Consider the following 22,230-nt stretch of genomic DNA (forward strand, 5'->3'; position numbering starts at 1 on the left):
AGTTCTTTATTTTCGCGTTCAAGTTGTTTAATGCGTTCCTGGTCTGAAAGCTGCTGTACTTTGACTGGATTCTGTTGATTCAAATGCTTCTGATGCCAAACACGCAATGTTTCAGGAGTACAACCAATCTTAGGTGCAATAGCTGTGATTGCAGCCCAATTCGATGGATAATCTTTTTCAGATTCAATCACAAGTTGAACCGCTCTTTCTCTGATTTCAGGGGTGTATTTTAATTTTGTCATAGGGATAGTCTCTCAGAATATTGACTCTCCGACAAACCCGGTACGGTTCATAACTATGGTGCATGTGGTACTGATAAAAATCAATAATTTAGTATAGAGCTTTGCAAGAGATTTTGAGTTGTTTTAGCTAAATGGAAAGTTAATTCCAATGTCAGCATTGTTGCATATAATTTCATGAAAAGAGGGTTGTTACTTGCCCGTGAGCTCAGGATAAGCATTGGTTCTATGTGATTTTTAAATACAACTTTTAGATAGGTGTATAGGAATTACTTGAATCCAATGTTCTTTATATTATATTTGCAAGCAAAATCTGTGTTGATGACAACTTCGCGTCGCATTATGCAGAGATTGGTGAGACGCAAAAATAATTTTATTACGCATGACTGAAAAACTAAAAGACTCAAATCAAGTCATTCAATGAGCAGATTACCTGCGGGCCGTGGGGTTTCAGGGTAACTTAGGAGAATAAGCATGAGTTTAATTCAACGTGTGGGCAGTCAAGGATTTGCTGAGCTGATCCTGAGTAAGGTCTGCACCACAGCTAAGGATGCCAATTGCTACTTGCCCGATTTCAAGGCGTATGGACATGTAATGGATGGAAACTTGTACTGGTACAACGAGGAAATGCGTCAGTACGTCCAATATGCACCTAAAGACTATAGTGAGGATCTGATTGTGATGCTCAGTGATCTTGCCGATGAATTAAAACAGGTGGTGGCATGAATCAGAAGGTTTTAAGCTCCTATGGATAACTTTCTTTTTTCTAAAAAGAAGATTATATCTTTGAATTAAGCTGTCTAAAAAACTATCCGACCAAACTCTTCGTGTAATAAATTCATATTTCTTTAAATATTAGAAGTTAATATATCTTAAATATTGATTAATTAGTGCAGGGGGGAAGATTCCCCTCTTTACAAAAAAAATAGTTAACAATTATTTTATTCAATAATTCAATTATTTATTATTATTTAAGCCAAAAAAAGCACGTTTCTTGCATTAAGTAATAATTAATGAAAACTAAAGAGCCGAGGTCAAGATGCATTTGAAATCTTTCAATAAAGAAACAAATGGTTATGAAGTTTTATTTAACTTTTTTAAAAAGCTCGAAGTTACTCAATTTTTCGGTATTACAGGAGGAGGTGTAGTACATTTTTTAAAACACATCGCCCCTTATTCTACTTCAGATGAAGCTAACTTGTTCACTATCGGTGAATACACAGCTGGTTTTGCACCATTGGGATACTACTTGACGAATAAGAAAATTGCGGCCAGTGTCTCGACCCTTGGAGCAGCAACAAGACTTATTATGTGTGGGTTAAGCGATGCTAAATTACATGACATCCCAAGCATCTATATAGTGCCAGCTTATGACACCACTCTAGATGGTCAAGCATCTTTACAAGATTCATCCATCTTCGGCTCTAATGTTATTGAACAACTTTATGCTGAATGTCCTGATAGTGTGTTTGTGTTTAATCGTGAAAACGAGATTTATGAACAATTGGCGAGAGCTGAATTAGCATTAAAAGAGCATAAACCTGTTGTACTCGTCTTAAATCATTCAGCGCTTATACAAGCAACTGCATATGAAAGAAAGACTCATGCTCCCATTGCTATAACTACATCTAGCGATGAAACTGCTCAATACGATTTTTTAGCTAAGTTACTCAATGCTGTAAAAGGCAAAAAACTCACTGTATTAGTAGGAGAGGAAATGAATCTGTATCCAGACTCTAAGAACCTACTGTCTCAAATGAGTGAAAAGCTCAAACCTTATATAATTTGGAGCATGAATGGAGCCAATTCAGTTAGTGAAAACAATAAGTATGGATACGGATATCTAGGTTTTGGGGGTAATGATTTAGCTAATAATCATTTCAATCAACTTGGAGCAGAAGACGTACTCTTGGTTCTTGGTGCTTGTCCAGATGAATACACTGTCAATCTACAGAATTTCTCAGCAGATCATACTTTTTATTGTACAAATATCAAAAATGCATATGGCCAAGTCCAAGGTTCTTTACAGCACAGAGCTCAAGGCAAATATAGCCAATTGAACTACCCTTTAGATTCTTTCATCCACGATTTACTAGCAGATCAGAGTAACTTGGAGAATATACCTGCACCTGTGGCACCTGAGAATTTAAATACCCGGATCATTTCGGCTCCAGATCAAGGTTTTACTCATATGGAGCATTTTTATCAACGTCTCAATACATGGTGGCCAAAAAACTCAATTGCTTTTAGCGATGTATGCTTAGCGTATAAAGATCGTCAGTATGTTACTCAACGACCAAATGACAACATTGATTTTTATTCCTTATATCGCGGTTCGGCGATGGGATATGTATTAGGTGCTGCAATTGGTGCAAAAATCGCAACACCGGATAAGAACGTGTTTGCTTTTACAGGCGATGGATGCTTTAAATTATTTGCAGGTTCATTAGCCGAAGCCGCCGATCTTGGAATCACTTTATTTGTTTTGAATAATTCAAAGTTTTCAATTGTAGATCAAGGATTACATACTATTCTTCCTGACATACCAACTGAATATTGGCATTCTGAAGTTAAGCCAATTGATTACTGTAAGCTAGCCGAAGCGTGTGGATGGAGGTCAAATAAGTTAAATGTTGACTTATCTAATCTTGAAGATCTACTTGATAGTACTCTGGAATCTAATCAGTCTCTACTTATTGAAGTGACTGTTGACCCTAATCAAATTCTAGGTATTAATCCACGAGTACATAATCTATGAACAACTATGAGCTACTTAGATATATTGACCAAAGCTTCAAAGAATATACTGGTCAACATTTACCAACACCTGAGACTCAACAAAACCACTTAACTTGGGTTCATGAGAACTCAAGTTATAGCTTACTCGCTCATAATACAGAGATAGATCCTAAATTCATTTACGCAAACTTAACGGCATTAGAGTCTTTTGGCTACTCATTTGATGAAATCACTCAATTACACTCTCGATTTAGTGCATCAGAAATAGATCGAAAAGAGCGAGCTTGGTTGCTTGATGTAGTCAAAAAGAATGGCATTGCTATGAATTATACTGGTCCACGCGTAAAAAAAGACGGTAGCTTTTTTAATATTCATCATGGCATTGTGTGGACTGTTACAGACGAAAAAGACCATGAAATCGCACAAGCCGCTTTATTTTGGAAAGAGCAATCACTACCTCAATGGTTTAACGTCTCACTGAAAAAATAAATCTTTATAATTCGTGAGATTCGTCTCACGAGTTGCTTAACTAGCAATAAACAAGAAAACCCACCTAAGATGGTGGGTGTATAACTCTGGAAAGTTAATTATTGAGCAGCTGGAGTCTCTGCAGCAGCTTCGCTTGCTGGAGATTGAACCGGGGTTTGAGCTTCAGAAGCGGCAGCTTCAGATGCTGGCGCTTCAGCAGGAGATTGAATAGCCACCGATTTTGTAGACACCCTTTAGTTAGATAAAATGGCTAATTAACGAGGTGCTTATGAGCAGTAAACGATACCCTGAAGAATTCAAAATTGAAGCAGTAAAACAAGTCACTGAGAAAGGTCATAGTGTGGCTGAAGTTGCTGCACGTTTAGGAACCACCACTCATAGTCTGTATGCTTGGATTAAACGTTATGATCCACAGCAACCAAAAACAATAGAATCTAGTGATCCAAGTACAGAATTAGCGAAATTAAAAAAAGAGCTGCAAAGGGTCACTGAAGAAAGGGATATTCTAAAAAAGGCCGCGGTGTACTTCGCAAGCCAGTCCAAATGAGGTACGCTTTTATTCAGGACAATCAGAACATATGGCCTATCCGTCGTTTATGTTCAGCTCTGGATGTTCATCACAGTGGTTACTATGCATGGCTAAAGCAACCTACCAGTAAAACTGCCAAGAAACGGCAACAGCTTTCAGGATTGATTAAACAATTCTGGCTGGAATCTGGTGGGGTTTACGGCTATCGCAAGATTCACTGTGATTTGAAAGATGTTGGCGAAAGTTGTGGGATTAATCGAGTACATCGACTCATGAAGGCGAATGGTCTTAAATCGCAGCGTGGCTATCGTAAACCTAGAGCTCATGCTGGTACGCCATCTGTCATTGCCGCAAACACTTTAGACCGACAGTTTAATCCAACTCATCCCAATCAACTGTGGGTGACTGACATCAGTGTGCCGCAGCAAGCGGCGTAAGAGATGAGGGTATGGCCCCTCGCTATCGGCTTGCAGGAGCAGGTAGCAAACCACCATAAGCGGCTTGGATCAAAAGTCCCGGTCGTGAGCGTTATGGAAAAGGCATCGTAGAGATGTCAGGTAAGAATTAGGAAGGCGAACAACAGTGAACTGCCGTTCAAGTGTCGAAAGTACTCAAATGACATCAAAACCGGGGATGGAAGTTACCCCGCGATTAGTTTGGCCGTTACCTGCTTACGGGCCATTCGGTGTCCGGCGTAGAGGCAGCGCGATCCTAATTCAGGCTCTTACGTTGAACTGCGGGAACCTTCGGTGGCGATGTCAAGCGAAAGGCACAAGCTCAAAAGGCAAGGCTGATAATAGCAATGCGTCACCAAGGGGCGGAGCAACTCGTAGTAGTGTTGAAGTTACTGTAATGGTAATGGAGCGAAGGGGTTGCATTATCCAGGTCTACGGATTTGTCAACTGTGCAAGCAGGAGGAGCAAAACTTTATGACCAAACCATTTAATATTCCTAAAGCGTTAATCTGGGAGGCATTTAAAAAAGTCAAAGAGAATGGTGGCGCTCCAGGCGTTGATCATGAATCTATTGAGCAATTCGAAAAGCATTTAAAGAACAACCTATACAAACTATGGAATCGACTTTGTTCTGGCAGTTATTTTCCACCGCCAGTTAAGGCTGTTCCGATTCCAAAGAAGTCAGGTGGCGTGCGTATACTAGGTATTCCAACAGTTGCAGATCGAGTCGCGCAAACAGCAGTTAAGCTCTTATTAGAGCCGAAAATTGATCCATTATTTCATCCAAACTCATATGGATATCGTCCGGGGCGTTCTGCCCATGATGCAATTGCGATAGTGAGGAGACGAAGTTGGGATTATGACTGGGTTGTGGAATTTGATATCAAAGGTCTCTTTGATAACATCGACCATGATTTACTAATGCGTGCACTCAAGAAACACTGTGAAATTCCATGGATTCTTTTATATGTGCAACGTTGGTTAAAAGCACCAATGCAACACATAAATGGCCATCTTTTAGAAAGGAATCGCGGCACACCACAAGGTGGTGTTGTGAGTCCTTTATTGGCGAATTTATTTATGCATTATGCTTTTGATATGTGGATTACGAAACATCTTCAAAGTGTACGGTTCTGCCGTTATGCAGATGATGGCGTAATTCATTGTCGGAGTTTATCTCAAGCCAAACTTGTTTTACAAAAGATCGATGCACGATTTCGTGAATGTGGTCTCGAATTGCATCCAGACAAGACAAAGATTGTTTATTGCCAAGATATTAATCGTCGTAAAGCATATCCCGATGTTCAATTTACTTTTCTCGGGTACACGTTTAGGCCCCGTAAGGCTGTGGACAAGTATAAAAGAGTTTATGTAAATTTCTCTCCTGCAGTCAGTCGTGATGCACTTAAAGCAATGCGACAGACTATTCGGAAATGGCATCTACATCTGATGTGTAATCGCGAATTAAGTGATTTATCTGCAATATTCAATCCTATTCTTCAAGGTTGGCAGCAATACTATGGTCGATTCCATGGTTCAGCAATGTCAGCGATCTGGCAACACATGAATGCCTATCTTATACGCTGGATGAGGCGTAAGTATAAAAACTTGGCCCGTCATAAAAGACGGGCTAGATATGCCTTAGGGCGACTTGCGCGTGATTTTCCAAATGCCTTTGTGCACTGGAAAATGGGATGTTTACCATCGGTTGGATAATGGGAGCCGGATGAGCTGAGAGGTTCATGTCCGGTTCTGCGAGGGGCTAAGGGTGAGATTCCCTTGGTCTACTCACCCTTATGTCCGTACTCATGAAGGATGGTTATATCTTGCAGTTGTGATTGACTTGTTTTCACGTCTTGTTGTTGGCTGGTCAATGAAATCTAGAATCACAACAGATCTAGTTTTAGATGCACTACTGATGGCTTTGTGGCGAAGGAATCCAAAGAACAAAGTGCTGATCCATTCTGACCAAGGCAGCCAATACACCAGTCATGAATGGCAGACATTTCTCAAGCATCATAATCTTGAAAGTAGTATGAGTAGACGAGGAAATTGCCATGACAATGCTGTTGCCGAGAGCTTTTTTCAACTGTTAAAACGCGAGAGGATCAAAAAGAAAATATATGCATCAAGAACTGAGGCTAGGTCTGATATCTTTGAATATATTGAGATGTTCTACAATACAAAACGCAGGCATGGTTCCAATGGTCAGCGTTCTCCATTAGATTATGAAAAGGCCCATCAAAAGATGGTTACGTGTGTCTAGAATTTTGGTGGCTATTCAGATTGAACTGGTTGAGCCATAGATAAAGTAGCGAGAGAAGTTAAAGCAACTGCAGAAAATAGTTTAGCTAAAGGGTTCATAATTAATCCATATTTCACTTAAAAGATAAAGTGAGAAGACTTTATGTCATATTAATGGAAATAATGTAGTTTTAATGTGTCATTATATTTCTATTGTTAATTAATAGTGATTTTCTTATTATTAGTGAGATTGATTATTGTTAATGGGAAGATATTTTTCTAATTATTTGTAAATATTACTAATAATTGAAACTATAAAAGGCCTCCTTAGCTGGAGATTTTTTATCCTAAAAGCATTTTATTAGTAAAAAATTAAAAGGATGCGGAATGAATTTTTAAATTTACGTGGTAGTTATTCAAAACCAACAAGGTTAAAACCTGTGAAATTTAACTCCACCCTGACTGTCGGGTGGAGTCCTCTTTCACGTTATGATAGTAATTGGCACGTTAATTGGGTGTGCGAATCTATTACTATATTAGATGAAAAGTTAACATGGCATTTAACTGTGAGGCAAACTATCTTGGGCGCAGTGACTTCTACTATTGCTGGTGCAATACACATCCCAAATGTAAATTCCTTAGTAGGGACTCTATCTGAATTGAGTATTTTAGGAAGTACACTCGTTAAGTTTTGGTTGAAACGTCGTGCGACTGGTTAGGGTGTGAAATGAAGAAACAAATTTTTGATCTAATTCGTGGTGTATTAGGCAAACTTTCTCAATCACAAGTCGATGTATTTGATCGGGCATTCAATGAAATTGGTGTAGCAGAAGATTCCACAAAAACAATCAGCACTGATGGCACAAAGCTAATCGCGAGTTTTGAGGGTTTGAAACTGACTGCTTATTTATGTCCAGCAAAATTTTGGACTATTGGTTTGGGTACGACAGTCTATCCAAATGGCCAGCCCGTAAAGAAAGGTGATACTTGTACCAAAGAACAAGCGTTGCAATATAAAGCCCACGATTTAAGACGTTTTGAAAAGTGTGTGAATGAATTAGTAAATGTGCCGCTTAATCAAAATCAATTTGATGCGTTAGTTTCTCTGGCTTACAACATTGGCTCGAGTGCCTTTAAAGATTCAACATTACTTAAGAAGTTGAACGCTAGTGATTATAGAGGAGCTACAGACCAATTCTTAGTATGGAATAAAAGTAGAGGGAAAATGCTAAACGGTTTGGTGAATCGCCGTGCTGCTGAACGTTCTTTGTTTTTAAGTTAGTAATGAAAAGCCCTTGAGGGAGGGCTCTCATGATCTAGAGTTAGTTTGGTCTTTTCTCAATAAAACCGCTATTTAGCCAATAATTTAAATATTTATGCAATGTCTTTTCATCAAGAGTAGGAGAAGTTAAATCCTTACCTAATGCCTTTTTTACATTAGCCGTGTCATATATTGGCATATTTTCATATACCTCCCAACGAATCATAGAGTTATATACTGGTTATTTAAGCATCGGAAGTATGTTCCTAGCCAAAATAATGGACAGTATGTCTCTCTAAAGATAACCTAACTTTAATCTTTGGAGATATATTGAGGGGCTATCTTGCGCAGCAGTGCTACTTAAGTCCTGAATCTAAACAGCAAACGATTGATTATGCACTTTCAAACTCGCACGAATTTTTAGCTGTAATCGCCCAGAAATTAGGTGTTGGTTATTCAACATTGGATAAATGGGTTCGTGAAACCAATCCGGCGGGTTCAAGCAAACGCCAACTTTCACCAGAACAATAGCGGATTTTAAAATTAGAGAAAGAAGTCAAACAGCTCAGGGAAGCCAATGACATCTTAAAAAAAGCGCATGTGTACTTTCTGATAGATCATGCTAAGAAAAGTACACGGTAATTCAAGATCTGGCTGTGAATGGAGTTACTGTATCTTCTGCCTGTAAATGCCCGCGTGTTAGCACTTCAGGCTATTTGCCTAGCGAAAACCCAAGGCCAATACAGCGCAGAAATATAATGACTTAAAAGCCGTATATTGGCAGAATCATGCACGATTGGGTGCACCTTCATTGGTATATGACATGCATGATTTAGGTTACAGTATGAGCCAATGAACCGTTGGAAGAATACTGAAAAAGCTTAGTTTACGTAGCAGTATTTCGCGTAAATACAGGCATACGACAGATTCAAATCATCGTTTGCCTACAGCACCAAATCTGTTAGATCACCAATTTACAGTCATTGAACTTAATAAGGTTTGGACAACGGAAATTATTTATATCCGTACCAAAGAAGGTCGGTTGTATTTATGTATGATGCTGGACCTATATTGGGATTTATTACAATCGGGTCAGAAGGCATTCCGCAAACGGGTGGTTAAGCCCAAAAGCCTTTGAACAGAAATATTTTAAGAATTTAGAGGGATCGACTGTCCACGGTACTGTCTAGGATCAATGCTCCAAATCACTCTCGATCGTATTATGCAGCTATTTCAAAACTTATTTCAGAACCAAACTTAAGCCTTCACATAAAATTCATACTACCCCAAATACACTGGTTTAACGGAATAAATACAGTTAGTTCGGTGTAGGATAAGTCCATGTTAAAAAGTTTAATGGGATGGATTGATAGTTGGTCGGTGAGCACGACATCATTCAATCTCAATCCTGAAAACCGTAAAATCCAATGGCTTAGAATTTTACCCTTTATCTTGCTGCATATTGCTTGTTTAGGGGTGTTTTGGGTGGGTGTATCATGGTTTGCAGTTGTCTTCATGCTGGTTTTTTACCTGATACGCATGTTTGCAATTACCGCTTTTTTTCATCGTTATTTCTCGCATAAAACCTTTCAGACGTCACGTTTAGTTCAATTTATATTCGCACTTTTGGGCACAATGAGTGCGCAGCGTGGCCCATTATGGTGGGTAGCACATCATCGATACCATCATCGCCATACAGATACAGCACAAGACCCTCATTCTTCTACACATGGCTTTTGGTATAGTCATGTCGGCTGGTTTTTAAATGAATATAATTTTGCCACGCGTAAAGAAGTCATTAAAGACTGGCTGCAATATCCTGAATTGATCTGGCTTGACCGCTTTAGTCTTATTGTCGTTTTACTCACAGCGATGAGCATCTATGCTTTAGGCGAGGCTGTGGCAATGATGTGGCCTAGTTTGAGTACTTCAGGGTTTCAACTCTTAGTATGGGGGTTCGTGATCTCTACTGTTTTGCTCACTCACGCTACTCTATGTATTAATTCATTGGCGCATCATTATGGAACGCGTGACTTTGACACCCATGATCACAGTCGTAATAACCTATTTCTTTCTATTATTACCTTAGGAGAAGGTTGGCATAATAATCATCACTATTATGCAGGTAGTACACGTCAAGGTTTTTATTGGTGGCAAATTGACGTGACTTATTATGTATTAAAGTTGATGTCATGCTTGGGTTTAGTCTGGGGGATTAAACCTATTCCAGACAAAGTATACCAAGTCAGTAAAATCGCCCAGCGCATACGATCAAAACAGCCAGCTCAAACATCCCAATCAGAGATACAATCCAAGGAATCTTTATGAAAATTGCAATTATTGGTTCAGGTATTTCTGGACTGTATGCTGCATGGCAGCTGAATAAACATCATCAAGTGACTGTATTTGAAAAGAATGACTATTTAGGTGGTCATACTGATACTCATCGTTTAAATATTCATGGTGAGAAAATATCTATAGACAGTGGTTTTATTATTTTTAATGAGCACAATTATCCGCTGTTCTGTGCAATGCTCAAAGAGTTAGGTGTAAAAACACAAAGCAGTGATATGGGGTTTTCAGTCAATAATCAAGTGACTGGTTTACAATACAATCCCTCTAAAAAGTTTTCTTTACTGTTTCGACCTCAGAACTTTTTAAAGTCAAATTTCCGTAGCATGTTAGCTGATTTATTGCGATTTTATGCTGAAAATAAAGAAATTGATGTCAGGGATATCAGCACATCGCTCAGTATTGAACAATACTTAAATCAACATGGCTATTCTGAGGCATTTCGACAAGAGCATTTGTATCCAATGTGTGGTGCATTATGGTCTTGTCCTGTCGAGCAGGCAGGGGATATTCCCTATAAATTTGTAGTCAGTTTTTTTCAACATCATCGTATGTTACAGCTAAAAGATCGTCCACTTTGGCTGACGGTACAAGGTGGCTCAGCCAGTTATGTACGTGCTATCCAGACACAGGCAAAAAACATTGAATTTTGTTATCAGACAGTCCATGCAGTAAGCAGAACAGAGCAGGGCGTGCTCATTGAAACTGTTCATGGTCAAGAGCAATTTGATTGGGTGGTCTTTGCGAGCCACGCCGATGATAGTTTAGCTTTACTCAAAGATCCTACCCCACAAGAACAGGCGATATTAAGTCAATTTCGTTATCAAGATAATCGCATGGTGGTCCACTCAGATACAGGTATTATGCCTAAGTCCAAACGGCAATGGGCGAGTTGGCATGTGCATGTTACGCCAAGCCTAGTGCAGGACCAGACGCCATTTCAGCGCGGTGGGATTCATTACGGTTTTAGTTACTGGATGAATCAATTGCAAAATTTAAATTGCAAAACTCCTATTTTCGCCACACTGAATCCGAATATGTCGTTAGATGCCAAACATATATGGATCGAGCGTCATTATCGTCACCCTGTATTTGATGCCGCTGCCATTGAAGCGCAGCAGCATTGGCAAGATATTAATGGCCAACATCGGACATCATATTGCGGTGCTTATTGGGGATGGGGATTTCACGAAGATGGTGCACGTAGTGCATCTTGGGTTGTCGAGCAAATTTTACAAAGCTCAGTAAAGGCCGCGTAGAACATGAATATGCCGATATCTCCGCTAGCATTAGCATCTGCGAATATCCGTCATCGTCGTTATTTACCTAAAGCGCATTCCTTTGATGCAAAGCTCACTTATCTATGGTTTGATCCAGATCAACTACAATGTTATCAATCAGCTTGTTATTTATGGTCAGTCAAAAGATTCAATATTTTGCAGATTAATGAGCAAGATTTTTTAACACAGGCACAGGGTTCAATTCGCGAGAAAGTAGCGCAGATATTATGGCAAGAAAAGCGTTATATCTTGGATCAGCAGTATACGATACGGGTTTTATCCTTACCACGCAGTTTGGGATTTCGCTTTAACTCTGTGGTGTTCTATTTTGTTTATGATCAAAGCAATTTGGTATTTATTCTGAGTGAAATTACCAATACACCTTGGAATGAGCGCCAAGTCTATGTGCATTCATGTCATGAAGGATTTAAGCAACATGGCGTGTATCGAAGTTATCGTTTTAACTTTTCTAAAGTATTTCATGTTTCACCCTTTATGCCTATGGATTTAGAGTATCGCTGGAGGTTTAGTTTTTCAGCGCACAGACAGGTTGTATTTATGCAGGTATTTCAACACGGCGTTTTGCAGTTTGATGCAAGTATGAATTATGTCCTCAATCCCATCACATCTCCTTCACAACAGTATCGTTATGCTGTGTTCAAAATGTTTGAGCCATTTCGGATGCTCGGTGGTATTTATCTCAATGCATTTTATTTATGGAAAAAGAAAATTCCATTTTACCGCCATCCGAAAAAAAACAAAGGAACACGATCTTCATGAAAAGCATATTGATGAGAGAAAGCAACAGCTTACCCCTGGTATTACGCCATCTCTTAAAACTTCAGCATGGACAATTGATTTTTACAGGGCAATGGCAAGGTATTGTGGGTGAGCCTGCAGATTTACAAGCTTCAATTGTGGTACATGATCAGCGATTGATGGACTTGATTTTTAAGCAAGGGGTCTTGGGTGCAGCGGAAGGCTTTATTTGCGGTTATTGGAGTAGTGATGACTTAGTGACTGTCATCCAGATTCTGGCACGTAATCGTGATGTCCTTGATCGAATGAATCAAAATACAGTGGCAAAACTGAGTCAGGTGCTGCTGAAGGCTTGGTATAAGTCACGCAAAAATTCCATTCAAGGCAGTCGTAAAAATATTGCTGAGCATTACGATTTGAGTAATGATTTTTTTAAACTGTTTCTTGATCCAAGTATGATGTATTCAAGTGCAGTCTTTAAAGAACCAAACATGAGCTTAGAGCAAGCCTCTGAATATAAAAAAGAAATAATTTGTCAAAAGTTGCAATTGAAGCCAATGGATCATTTGGTTGAAATTGGCAGTGGTTGGGGTGGCTTTGCGATTTATGCGGCGCAGCATTATGGCTGTCAGGTCACCACGATTACCATTTCAAAGGCACAGTATGATGAAGCGCTAGCGCGTGTTCATGCTGCCGGTCTAAGTCATCGCGTCACGGTAAAACTGCAAGATTACCGTTTACTAGAAGGTAAATACGATAAGCTAGTGTCTATTGAAATGATTGAAGCAGTGGGAGAGCAGTACTTAGCCACATATTTCAATAAATGCCGTGAACTCTTAAAGCCCAATGGTCTAGCGCTCATTCAGGCGATTACGATTGAAGATGCTCGTTATAAAAAAGCCTTGCATACCGTTGACTATATTAAACGTTATATTTTCCCTGGCAGTTTCATTCCATGTATCAGTGTGATGACCCATGCTGCATCACAGCAAAAATTACGTCTCAAACATTTGGAAGATATTGGGCAAAGTTATGCCAAAACTTTACATTGCTGGCGGCAACGTTTCATGCAGCAACGTGACCAAGTGCTTCAATTGGGATTTGATGAGCGCTTTATCCGAATGTGGGATTTTTATCTGTGTTATTGCGAAGGAGGATTTAAAGAAGGTGTGATTAGTGATGTGCATCTTTTATTAGAAGCACACCCTTATTAAATCCCACTGTGAATAGGAGCAAAGGCCATGCTGATCCATTTATTCTTATTCAACTTATTTGTCATGCTGTGCTGCTGGGTGCTGGTGAGTTACAACCGTAGAGCAGGACTGGTCGATGTGGCATGGAGTTTCAATATTGCGTTGAATGTGATTATCGCTGCGACGGTCATGGATGCAGCACCGCTGAACATTCGTCTATTTATTGGCGTGGCCAGCGGGTTGTGGTTTGCTCGTTTAACGTGGCATTTATTACGCCGCTATGCCAATGAAACGCAGGAAGACACTCGCTATGCCAATATGCGCCGTGCTTTAGGCCGTTTTGAGCACATAGGCTTCTTATTATTCTTTGTATTTCAAAGTGCTTTAGTCATGCTGTTTTCTTATCCAATGCTTGAGCTACTCAGTATTTCAGCTCAGCAGTGGTCAATAGCGCACTCGATTTATTTAGCTATTGCTGCTGTCATTATACTGATTGCATTTATAGGCGAGACAGTGGCAGATCAGCAGCTATATCATTTTAAGTCGAATCCCGCGCATCAAGGAAAAACCTGTGATCAAGGTTTGTGGCGTTATTCCCGCCATCCTAATTATTTCTTTGAATGGTTACATTGGTTTGCTTATCCGATTTTAGGGATGGCAGTGGGGCTTTATGAGCTCTGGATTTATCCTGTGCTCATGTGGTTGTTTTTATATTACATCACCGGAATACCATTTAGTGAACAACAAGCTTTAGCACACCGCGGCGATGATTACCGAGATTATCAACGACGTACTTCTATCTTTATTCCATTACCCCCGAAAAAGTAAGGCGAATTATGGACATGATTTTGCAAAAAACACTACATATGTTAGAAAAAGGACAACTGCCTGATCCAATCATTCGCGCAGGTATCCGTCTTTTAAGTAAAAAGCGACTTAAGCAAGAAGGACGTTTTGATCCTGTTTTGGCGAGTCAACGTTATGATGATGTTTTACAGGTGCTAAAAAACAGTGAGATTGCTGTTGAAACGCAAAAAGCCAATGAACAGCACTATGAGTTACCGACCGAATTTTTTCAGGCGGTTTTAGGAAAACGTCTAAAATACAGTGCCAGTCTATTTGAACATCCATCCACAAGTTTAGATCAAGCTGAGGAAGCAGCATTAGCCACATATTGCCAACGTGCTGAGTTACAAGATGGGCAATCTATTCTTGAACTCGGATGTGGTTGGGGATCATTTAGTCTATATATGGCAGAGCATTATCCAAATGCAAATATCACGGTGGTGTCAAACTCTGTAACACAACGTATTTATATTGAAGAACAAGCACGTTTAAAAGGCTTTCACAACCTCAACGTTCTCACCTGTGATGTTAATGTTTTAACGTTTGCAGAACAGTGTTTTGATCGTGTGGTGTCTGTAGAAATGTTTGAGCATGTCCGTAATTACCATAAATTATTTGAAAATATTAATCATTGGTTAAAGCCAGATGGACGTTTATGGTGTCATATTTTCTGTCACCGTTTCTTACATTACCCCTTTGAAGTGAAGAATGATTTAGATTGGATGTCGAAATACTTCTTCAGTGGCGGATTTATGCCATCTACTTCTACCTTTTTACATTTTCAACAACATTTGTCTTTGCAGAAGCAATGGCAATGGTCTGGAAAACAATATCAATATACCGCCAATGCTTGGCTAAATAATATGGATCAACATCACGCTAAGCTCGCGCCTATTTTTGCCGCAACCTATGGCGAAGATGCTGATATTTGGTGGCAACGTTGGCGTATCTTCTTTATGGCCTGTGCTGAACTATTTGGTTATGACCAAGGTCGTGAATGGGTCATCGGTCACTTCTTATTTCAAAAGAAGGTCGTATAATTTCTTGTTTAAGCAACATCAGAGGGATGCATCAGTGTTAAGGTTGTTTAGGGACAAAGGTGAACATCCCTTAGGTGAGGTATTTAATCGTTACTATTGGCTACAAATCGGGCTGATTGCGCTGTCTGTAGTGATCGGCATTAGCTGCAGCGCTTGGGTGATTAAGGGAACTCTACTCAAAACGGCACTTGAACAAGAAATGTCCCATTACTGGCAACGCGTGGCGCGTGATCCCTTAGCACCTCTGCCTGATACTAAAAATTTATATGGTTATCGCTGGGAGGGCACTGCGCCCGTGGCTTTTCAATCTTTAGATTTGCAGCCGGGCGTGCACCGTTATTTTATTGATGGTCGCGAACGTATGACTGTCTATGGAGAAAATGCTGGGCAAAAAGTCCTTTTAGTTTTTGGCGAAAGCAACGTGAATAAACTGGTGTGGCTGTTTGGTTTAGCACCCTTAATGCTGAGTCTTTTTGTGCTTTATAGTCTGTTGTGGTTTTGGAATCGCCGTGCCAGACGCTATTTTTCACCGATTAATCGTTTAGCGAATGCATTAGAGAAAATTGATTGGGAACATGCCAGTAATCGCGCCTCCCCATTTCGTGATATTCATACCCATTCAAATTTAGAAGCGGAATATTTAAAGCAGGCACTTGAAAAATATCATCAAGTGTTGAGTGAGTTTATTCAACGAGAACGTGAATTTACGGGTGATGTGAGTCATGAATTACGCACACCATTGACGATTTTAAAGGGCAATATTCAATTGTGTCAGGCACGCTATGGTCAAACGAAGTCATTTACGCGTTTGCATAATACCATTGAGGATATGCAACTCTTGGTAGATACTTTACTGGCCATTGCACGTAACACCACGAATACCTTAGCCCCTACAACCGCGTTGCTCTCTGAGCAACTGCAACAGTTAATGGATGAACTTGAACAGGTGAGTCAAAATAAAGGAATGCATATTACTTTGCATCAGGATTTGGATGAAGCACCGCGTAAACTTTACAGCTCTATGACCAAAATGGTATTTGGTAATATTTTACGTAATGCCCTGAATTACTCTCAAGGTACAGAGATTGATATCATTTTACAGAAGAATAAAGTATTAATTGCAGACAATGGAGTAGGTATTGCTTTAGCTAACGATTTGAAAGTCCAAGCGCTCTCAGACCGTAACCTACAACTTGAAATTAAAGGGCATGGTATAGGTCTGCAGTTGGTGCAAAAGTTATGTAAACAGTTAGGCTGGCGCGTTGAACTTTTTGATCGTCAATACTATTTATCCACACATCAAGACATTGATTTAACATCAGAAACAGGTTTAATTGTCGTCGTGTACTTAAATTGAAGCTTAAGGCTCGATACTCATTTTGAGTCCCACGCCAGACACGGTATGAATGAGTTTTTGATCAAATGGTTTGTCTACCATTTTCCTGAGATTATAAATGTGGCTCCGTAGTGCATCACTCTCAGGCTCTTCGTCGCCCCAAAGAGCCATCATAATTTCTTGTTTGCTCACCACCTTAGGAGATTGGCGCATCAATATTTTGAGTAACTTAAATTGCAAAGGTGGCAGATCAATACTTTTATCTGCACGTATCACCTGCTGATGAGCTGAATCTAAAACCAGATCGTGCAGAGTAAGGCGGCTATGCGATACCTCGCCCAGTGAGCGACGAATCAAGGCTTTGATACGTACAATGAGCTCGTTAAAATCGAAAGGTTTTACCAAGTAATCGTCTGTACCAGATTGAAAACCTTGTAACTTATCATTTAAAGTATCGCGAGCAGTCAGCATTAAAACAGGCAAGTCTAATCCTGCTTCCGTACGAATCCATTCACATAACTGATAGCCTGAACCATCGGGCAAATTAATATCCAGTAACAGTAAATGGTAACTTTGTTGTTTTAGTAGTTGTTGAGCAGTATTTAAATTTCTTGCATGATCAACAACAAAATCATGTTCTTCTAAAAACTCACATAAAGTCGAGGCGAGCTCATAATGATCTTCTACGATCAGGATAAAATGTTTTGACATAGCTTAAGATGACTTCAAAAGTTGTTGTTTCAATGGAATGCTAAAGGGGGCTTGTCCTAACCAAATCGAAAAATAGTATTGAGCAGAGGGGTGTTGGATCTGTCCTAATCGAGCTTGGTTGAGTTCCAGCTGTAAAGTGTGTTGCTGGTGTATATAATTTAAACGATATTCATCTCCAGGTTTGACAGCCCGATACGACTCAGTGAGCTGTTCAAACGTGGCAAATAATTGTTGATCTTGAATGTTCTTAGTTAAAAAATGACGAGCAGCGCGTTTAAATGCCCATTCTGGAATATTCTCGCTGTAATGGAAAGTTAAAGCCATATTTTGACCCTGCCAATTCGCTTGACAATTTTGTGCCCAATATTTTGCTATTCCGACCTGTTTTTTAGCAACCAATAATTTTGCTTGGCTACATTGCTTTAGATTTTTCGCATGTGCAATGGACAGGAATGGTAAGGCTAAAATAAGCGATGAACAGATTATTTTTTGAATGGTAGAACCCATGCGTATGCTCCTGAAACATAAGGCAGAGAACGATATAAGCCATTGGCTGGGTCCCAGAAATCTTGTTGGAAAATAATTTTGTGATCTTTATTGATCTTAATTTCACTGATTCCAAAAGAGTTCATGGTTCTTTTGGTGCCAAAAAAATGCAGATCATAGCGCATATGCCAATGGACATAAGCTGAATCCTGAGAATAGGATGTATTAAGTAATTCTACCTTTGCATGACTTACACGCTTATTCATCCCAGTAAAATGTTCAAGGAGCTTAGAACGCTGTGAAAATTGTGAAAGTGTATCATTGATAAACAGCTCATCCGCATATAAAGCACTCGCTTGAGTTAAAAATGCTGATGTACCAAGGTGATTAAAAGTTTGTGTAAAGCGTTGACCTATTTGCTCTGCTTTTTCTTGATCAAGTGAGATACCTTGTGTGTCTAATCGTGCTTGTGCATACTCATTTGAGTAAGGTGGAATGCTTTTACAACCAGTTAATGCAATTAACGGAATGGATAAGCTACATAGCAGCATTGTTTTTAAAATTTTCATGATTTCGACTCGTAGTACAAATAAAAAATACTGTAAACAGCCGATTGTGAAAACAACGTGAAGACTTTTGTCATGTTGATATCAATCACTTTACGAAGACACACATTGATTGCTGAGCATATATGCTATGTTAAAAACCTAATTTAAAAAAACAGAGGTCTAAAATAATGAGCCAAGATAATGAAAAAGTTAAACCACATCATGAGTCTAATGATGATAAAGGTGATCAGTCATCTTATAAAAATGTAAAACCAGAGAAAAAGCCGAATCAACAGCCCGAGCAACCTCTAAAAGAGCAGAAATAATTTAAAAAAAGATATTTTATCTTGATCGAGCGTAAGACCCCCACCGACAGTCAGGTGGGGGATATAAGCGAGTGGCGATAGCCATAAATAATCTAATATTATCTTTATTGTAGTGCTTTAATTTGCTATAATCTATTTACACCAATCCCTTTATAAACAATGATTTAATGAAGATTTTGCAACACTATAAATTTAGGCTTTTGCCTAATAAAGAACAGGAAATATTGCTTAATCAAGCAATAGGTTCTGCTCGTTTTGTGTGGAATCAAGTTCTTGCTAAATCGTTTGAAATGTTCGCTAAAAATGAACGTATCCGCTACGAAACCATTGAAAAAAAATTACTCCCTCTTAAAAAAACACCTGAATTTTCTTTTCTTGGTCAAACATATTCAGCTTGCCTACAGCAAAAAATTAAAGATTTAGCTAAGGCGTGGGATAAGTTTTTTAATCCGAAAGAGCAAGCCAAGCTAAAGCAAAAACCTTTTAAAGCGAAGAAACCAAAATTCTTTAAATTGCCTGATGGTGGTGAGGTTCAATTCAGACCACTTATGCCACGATTTAAGAAAAAATCAGATGGTGAGCAATCCTTTAGACTGCCATTTAATGACTGTGAGGTAATTGGAGATCGTATTTCCCTGCCTAAAAAAACAGGTTGGATTAAGTTTAAAAAATCACAAGAAATTGTTGGCAAAATTACAAGTATCACCATTAAGAAAATTTGTGGACTTTGGTACGTGTCATTTTGTATTAATCGTGAAATCGAACAGCCACTTCACCCATCAAAATCAGCCATTGGGGTTGATCTTGGCATCAAGAAATTGATTACAACATCAGATGGTCAGGTATTTGACCCGATCAATAGTTTTAAAGCCAATCAAGTAAAAATAGCTAGGCTTCAACGCAAATTGAAGAAAAAAACCAAATTCAGTGAAAATTGGAAAAAACTTAACCTAAAAATTAACAAGCTACATCATCATATTGCCAATATTCGGCATGACTACTTGCACAAAGTCACGACAACTCTCAGCAAAAACCACGCAATGATCGTAGTTGAGGACTTAAAAGTAGCCAATATGTCGAAGTCTGCAAAAGGCTCAATTGAGAAAAAAGGAAAGAACGTGAAAGCCAAATCAGGCTTAAACAAATCAATCCTAGATCAAGGGTGGTCAATGCTTGTTGGTATGTTGGAGTATAAGCAACAATGGCGAGGTGGTTTACTCGTTAAAGTTGATCCTAAATATACAAGTCAGACTTGTAGTTCATGTGGTCACGTTGCAAAAGAAAACAGGCTCACTCAGGCGAAATTTAGCTGTGTAGAGTGTAGCTTTAGCGAGAATGCGGATATAAACGCTTCTCGCAACATTTTGGCGGTAGGACATACCGTTTTGTCTGTGGAGGGTGGATGCGGTAAAGGTCGCCCTACGAAGCAGAAAGCAAGCGAAATCCGCAAGGAAGTCGCCTAAGAGCATTTGCTTTTAGAATCCCTGAGAAACGAGTTTCGCAAGGAACTAGTCGAAAGTGGTGGGAGTATGTCAATGCGGAATAATTGTAGTGAAAGCTACAAGGCATAACTATTAGACAAAGATATTTTTTTTAATTTTTTTTAAAAAACAGATAATTATAATCTTTTTGTGCTTATTTTAATCATAATTTTATGTTTTAAAAGTATGCTAGCATATTTTTTATATATGTAAGAGCAGATTAAAAAATAACCAAATGCGGTGGCTTAAATTGGTTTCAGAAATTCGTTGCTTTAGTTGCGAGTATTTCATTCAAAAAGAAAGTATATTTTATCGCTATCTATCTTCTTATAATCACAATATAAAAATAAATTTATTTTTAATAATCAATAGCTTATAATTTTTTAAATATAGTCTAAAACTTAAATCTAGCTATAATCATGAATTTAGCCCAATTGAAATAGAGGTAGACTTTACTCATGTGATCCAAAAGTCTGTAGTTGGCTTATTGTATGAACATTAAATCATGCAATTAAGCAGACTGACACAACCTAATGTAACCCGAATCATGCATAAGAAATTCAGTTGAAAAAAAAGATAACTGAGTTGATAAGTGAGTTACGACACAAACCATTCAACTAGCCATCCTATGTTCGAGTTTACAACTTTATTCTGCACAATTGATGATTTTTTTCAAAAAAATGAAGCGGTCTATTGGCAGTATCTAAAATAAGAAAATCCGAAGATCAGACAGCGATCAGGTGTTCTATGCTTATCTGAAATTATCTTTATCGCAGTTTGGTATAAAAACTCTCAACTTCATCATTTCAAATCCTTTTATGGAATGATAAAGCACTTTTACTCCAAGCTTTTTAAAGCATTACCATCCTATCAACGGATCGTTTATTTGATCAACCAACATCAATTGGCACTTCAAGCATTACATATTTCTTTAGCTTCCAATGCTCAAACAACGTGTGCTTGGGTTGACTCTACAACTCTACCTGTATGTAAAAATCAGCGTATTCAACGTCATAAATCTTTAAAACAAATTGCCACACGAGGTAGAAGCTCAATGGGTTGGTTCTATGGATGCAAATTGCATGTATTGGTGGATGCTCAGGGTCAATTTATTCAGACCCAATTCTCGAATGGCCATACTTCAGATATCAAGATTCTGCCGAAGCTCGCTCAAGGTTACATCGGTAAGATCTTCGGTGATCGTGGCTACATCAGTGAGATTTTAAAAGATAAGCTAGGAGCGCAAGGTGTTGAATTGATTACATATCATCGCAAGAACATGCGAAGAGTGGAATTATCACCAGAGGATGAAATCATGCTGAGACAACGCAATAAAATAGAGACGATCTTTAGCTTATTGAAGCAACAATACAACCTAGTAAGCAGTCGCCATCGTTCCATTTCAGGTTATTTCGCAGGGATTTATGCATCACTCTGTGCTTATCAAATCTGTCATCAGAATAAGCCCCAATTTACAACGATGTGAAACTAGGGTTATCCATGATTCGGGTTAATGTATATATTTTACAGAGGAATTCTTGTAGAGGAACTCGAGAAATGAAAAGCCGACCAGCTATTCTATCGTCTGCTTGATTAAAATATAATTTTGGGGAGGAGGCAGATAATTTAAATTTTTTTAAATTTCGTCTTGACGTTATTTAAAAAAAGCGTATTATGGCTGACCTAGCTCACTGGTGACGAATCAGTAAGAAAATCATTAAGAGATTATGAAGAACAACTTGTGTGGATTTTTACTGGTTGATCAATCGAATATATTTTCATTGATAACTGGTAAGAATTTCTCGAAGTTTATTTGAGCAAATTTTTTGTCAGTAATTGATGAGCCAAGATTGGTGCCCTATAGGCACTATTGATTTTAAACTGAAGAGTTTGATCATGGCTCAGATTGAACGCTG

At 38.8% G+C, this 22,230-nt stretch carries 19 protein-coding genes and 4 pseudogenes; 18 read left to right on the forward strand and 5 right to left on the reverse strand.

All coding sequences use genetic code 11. The features are described 5' to 3' along the window. Positions 1 to 242: transposase (locus AC5YCI_RS15300; protein ID WP_496175851.1), on the reverse strand; the 242-nt coding region annotated here is incomplete at its 3' end. 471 nt (positions 243 to 713) lie between these two features. Here AC5YCI_RS15300 and AC5YCI_RS15305 point away from each other — a divergent pair. The 7 genes and pseudogenes from AC5YCI_RS15305 to AC5YCI_RS15335 all read left to right on the forward strand — a co-directional run bounded on the left by AC5YCI_RS15305 (position 714) and on the right by AC5YCI_RS15335 (position 7,977). Next, the gene (locus tag AC5YCI_RS15305; RefSeq protein ID WP_496175852.1) at positions 714 to 965 is read left to right on the forward strand and encodes a hypothetical protein; all 252 of its coding nucleotides are present in this window, start codon (positions 714 to 716) and stop codon (positions 963 to 965) included. Between the two features lie 313 nt (positions 966 to 1,278). Then, positions 1,279 to 2,997, forward strand: a complete 1,719-nt coding sequence (locus tag AC5YCI_RS15310; protein WP_496175853.1) for a thiamine pyrophosphate-dependent enzyme — start codon at positions 1,279 to 1,281, stop codon at positions 2,995 to 2,997. Next, positions 2,994 to 3,467 (forward strand): MEKHLA domain-containing protein, encoded by a 474-nt coding sequence (locus AC5YCI_RS15315; RefSeq protein WP_496175854.1) that lies wholly within the window; start codon positions 2,994 to 2,996, stop codon positions 3,465 to 3,467. Before AC5YCI_RS15310 ends, AC5YCI_RS15315 begins: the two co-directional genes overlap by 4 nt. A gap of 268 nt (positions 3,468 to 3,735) precedes the next feature. Further along, positions 3,736 to 4,412: pseudogene (locus tag AC5YCI_RS15320) on the forward strand (IS3 family transposase); the annotation flags it as partial. Positions 4,413 to 4,925: 513 nt separating this feature from the next. Then, positions 4,926 to 6,167 (forward strand): group II intron reverse transcriptase/maturase, encoded by a 1,242-nt coding sequence (ltrA, locus tag AC5YCI_RS15325; protein ID WP_004826931.1) that lies wholly within the window; start codon positions 4,926 to 4,928, stop codon positions 6,165 to 6,167. A gap of 79 nt (positions 6,168 to 6,246) precedes the next feature. After that, positions 6,247 to 6,717, forward strand: a pseudogene (locus AC5YCI_RS15330) (IS3 family transposase); the annotation flags it as partial. A 705-nt stretch (positions 6,718 to 7,422) separates the two neighbouring features. Next, on the forward strand, positions 7,423 to 7,977 hold the full coding sequence (locus AC5YCI_RS15335; protein WP_496175855.1) for a lysozyme: 555 nt from the start codon (positions 7,423 to 7,425) through the stop codon (positions 7,975 to 7,977). Between the two features lie 40 nt (positions 7,978 to 8,017). On the opposite strand, the gene AC5YCI_RS15340 is transcribed toward AC5YCI_RS15335, so the two are convergent. Next, positions 8,018 to 8,182 carry a hypothetical protein gene (locus AC5YCI_RS15340; protein WP_496175856.1) on the reverse strand — a complete coding sequence of 55 codons (165 nt, stop codon included), beginning with the start codon at positions 8,180 to 8,182 and terminating at the stop codon, positions 8,018 to 8,020. Positions 8,183 to 8,286: 104 nt separating this feature from the next. On the opposite strand from AC5YCI_RS15340, the pseudogene AC5YCI_RS15345 reads away from it, so the two are divergent. The 8 genes and pseudogenes from AC5YCI_RS15345 (at position 8,287) to AC5YCI_RS15380 (ending at position 16,783) form a co-directional block, all read left to right on the forward strand. Then, positions 8,287 to 9,146 (forward strand): annotated as a pseudogene (locus tag AC5YCI_RS15345) (transposase). 151 nt (positions 9,147 to 9,297) lie between these two features. Further along, positions 9,298 to 10,284, forward strand: a complete 987-nt coding sequence (locus tag AC5YCI_RS15350) for an acyl-CoA desaturase (protein ID WP_496175857.1) — start codon at positions 9,298 to 9,300, stop codon at positions 10,282 to 10,284. After that, positions 10,281 to 11,567 carry an NAD(P)/FAD-dependent oxidoreductase gene (locus AC5YCI_RS15355; RefSeq protein WP_496175858.1) on the forward strand — a complete coding sequence of 429 codons (1,287 nt, stop codon included), beginning with the start codon at positions 10,281 to 10,283 and terminating at the stop codon, positions 11,565 to 11,567. Before AC5YCI_RS15350 ends, AC5YCI_RS15355 begins: the two co-directional genes overlap by 4 nt. Before the next feature lie 9 nt (positions 11,568 to 11,576). Further along, positions 11,577 to 12,368: a DUF1365 domain-containing protein gene (locus tag AC5YCI_RS15360; RefSeq protein WP_496175865.1), complete on the forward strand. Its 792-nt coding sequence runs from the start codon at positions 11,577 to 11,579 to the stop codon at positions 12,366 to 12,368. Next, positions 12,365 to 13,561 (forward strand): class I SAM-dependent methyltransferase, encoded by a 1,197-nt coding sequence (locus AC5YCI_RS15365; RefSeq protein ID WP_496175859.1) that lies wholly within the window; start codon positions 12,365 to 12,367, stop codon positions 13,559 to 13,561. Before AC5YCI_RS15360 ends, AC5YCI_RS15365 begins: the two co-directional genes overlap by 4 nt. Positions 13,562 to 13,588: 27 nt before the next feature. Beyond that, positions 13,589 to 14,368, forward strand: coding sequence for a DUF1295 domain-containing protein (locus AC5YCI_RS15370; RefSeq protein ID WP_122902371.1), 780 nt, complete (start codon positions 13,589 to 13,591; stop codon positions 14,366 to 14,368). A gap of 8 nt (positions 14,369 to 14,376) precedes the next feature. Next, positions 14,377 to 15,426, forward strand: coding sequence for an SAM-dependent methyltransferase (locus AC5YCI_RS15375; protein WP_496175860.1), 1,050 nt, complete (start codon positions 14,377 to 14,379; stop codon positions 15,424 to 15,426). A gap of 34 nt (positions 15,427 to 15,460) precedes the next feature. After that, a complete protein-coding gene (locus tag AC5YCI_RS15380; RefSeq protein WP_496175861.1) occupies positions 15,461 to 16,783 on the forward strand; it encodes a sensor histidine kinase in 1,323 nt (440 codons plus the stop codon). Positions 16,784 to 16,786: 3 nt separating this feature from the next. Here the strand turns inward: AC5YCI_RS15380 and AC5YCI_RS15385 are convergent, their stop codons facing one another. From AC5YCI_RS15385 to AC5YCI_RS15395, 3 genes are read right to left on the reverse strand one after another with little or no spacing between them, the layout of a single operon-like run. After that, a complete protein-coding gene (locus AC5YCI_RS15385) occupies positions 16,787 to 17,473 on the reverse strand; it encodes a response regulator transcription factor (RefSeq protein ID WP_496175862.1) in 687 nt (228 codons plus the stop codon). A gap of 3 nt (positions 17,474 to 17,476) precedes the next feature. Continuing rightward, on the reverse strand, positions 17,477 to 17,980 hold the full coding sequence (locus AC5YCI_RS15390; protein WP_496175863.1) for a chalcone isomerase family protein: 504 nt from the start codon (positions 17,978 to 17,980) through the stop codon (positions 17,477 to 17,479). Then, entirely contained in the window at positions 17,956 to 18,528 is a 573-nt protein-coding gene (locus AC5YCI_RS15395; protein ID WP_171407334.1) for a nuclear transport factor 2-like protein, read from the reverse strand. Before AC5YCI_RS15395 ends, AC5YCI_RS15390 begins: the two co-directional genes overlap by 25 nt. 167 nt (positions 18,529 to 18,695) lie before the next feature. Between AC5YCI_RS15395 and AC5YCI_RS15400 the strand changes: the two genes are divergently transcribed. From AC5YCI_RS15400 to AC5YCI_RS15410, 3 genes and pseudogenes are all read left to right on the forward strand, one after another. Beyond that, a complete protein-coding gene (locus tag AC5YCI_RS15400) occupies positions 18,696 to 18,833 on the forward strand; it encodes a hypothetical protein (RefSeq protein WP_164709213.1) in 138 nt (45 codons plus the stop codon). Positions 18,834 to 19,000: 167 nt separating this feature from the next. Beyond that, positions 19,001 to 20,296 carry an RNA-guided endonuclease InsQ/TnpB family protein gene (locus AC5YCI_RS15405; protein WP_496175864.1) on the forward strand — a complete coding sequence of 432 codons (1,296 nt, stop codon included), beginning with the start codon at positions 19,001 to 19,003 and terminating at the stop codon, positions 20,294 to 20,296. 646 nt (positions 20,297 to 20,942) lie between these two features. Further along, positions 20,943 to 21,800: pseudogene (locus AC5YCI_RS15410) on the forward strand (IS982 family transposase). Positions 21,801 to 22,230 lie beyond the last annotated feature (430 nt).

The organism is Acinetobacter sp. CY17 (assembly GCF_059515825.1).

Excerpts from the sequence above, each read along its gene's own strand:
- ltrA (WP_004826931.1), top strand. The coding sequence starts at position 4,926 with ATGACCAAACCATTTAATATTCCTAAAGCGTTAATCTGGGAGGCATTT.
- AC5YCI_RS15405 (WP_496175864.1), top strand. The coding sequence starts at position 19,001 with ATGAAGATTTTGCAACACTATAAATTTAGGCTTTTGCCTAATAAAGAA.
- AC5YCI_RS15360 (WP_496175865.1), top strand. The coding sequence starts at position 11,577 with ATGCCGATATCTCCGCTAGCATTAGCATCTGCGAATATCCGTCATCGT.
- AC5YCI_RS15310 (WP_496175853.1), top strand. The coding sequence starts at position 1,279 with ATGCATTTGAAATCTTTCAATAAAGAAACAAATGGTTATGAAGTTTTA.
- AC5YCI_RS15375 (WP_496175860.1), top strand. The coding sequence starts at position 14,377 with ATGGACATGATTTTGCAAAAAACACTACATATGTTAGAAAAAGGACAA.
- AC5YCI_RS15335 (WP_496175855.1), top strand. The coding sequence starts at position 7,423 with ATGAAGAAACAAATTTTTGATCTAATTCGTGGTGTATTAGGCAAACTT.
- AC5YCI_RS15355 (WP_496175858.1), top strand. The coding sequence starts at position 10,281 with ATGAAAATTGCAATTATTGGTTCAGGTATTTCTGGACTGTATGCTGCA.
- AC5YCI_RS15365 (WP_496175859.1), top strand. The coding sequence starts at position 12,365 with ATGAAAAGCATATTGATGAGAGAAAGCAACAGCTTACCCCTGGTATTA.
- AC5YCI_RS15350 (WP_496175857.1), top strand. The coding sequence starts at position 9,298 with ATGTTAAAAAGTTTAATGGGATGGATTGATAGTTGGTCGGTGAGCACG.
- AC5YCI_RS15400 (WP_164709213.1), top strand. The coding sequence starts at position 18,696 with ATGAGCCAAGATAATGAAAAAGTTAAACCACATCATGAGTCTAATGAT.
- AC5YCI_RS15370 (WP_122902371.1), top strand. The coding sequence starts at position 13,589 with ATGCTGATCCATTTATTCTTATTCAACTTATTTGTCATGCTGTGCTGC.
- AC5YCI_RS15385 (WP_496175862.1), bottom strand. The coding sequence starts at position 17,473 with ATGTCAAAACATTTTATCCTGATCGTAGAAGATCATTATGAGCTCGCC.
- AC5YCI_RS15395 (WP_171407334.1), bottom strand. The coding sequence starts at position 18,528 with ATGAAAATTTTAAAAACAATGCTGCTATGTAGCTTATCCATTCCGTTA.
- AC5YCI_RS15390 (WP_496175863.1), bottom strand. The coding sequence starts at position 17,980 with ATGGGTTCTACCATTCAAAAAATAATCTGTTCATCGCTTATTTTAGCC.
- AC5YCI_RS15340 (WP_496175856.1), bottom strand. The coding sequence starts at position 8,182 with ATGATTCGTTGGGAGGTATATGAAAATATGCCAATATATGACACGGCT.
- AC5YCI_RS15315 (WP_496175854.1), top strand. The coding sequence starts at position 2,994 with ATGAACAACTATGAGCTACTTAGATATATTGACCAAAGCTTCAAAGAA.
- AC5YCI_RS15305 (WP_496175852.1), top strand. The coding sequence starts at position 714 with ATGAGTTTAATTCAACGTGTGGGCAGTCAAGGATTTGCTGAGCTGATC.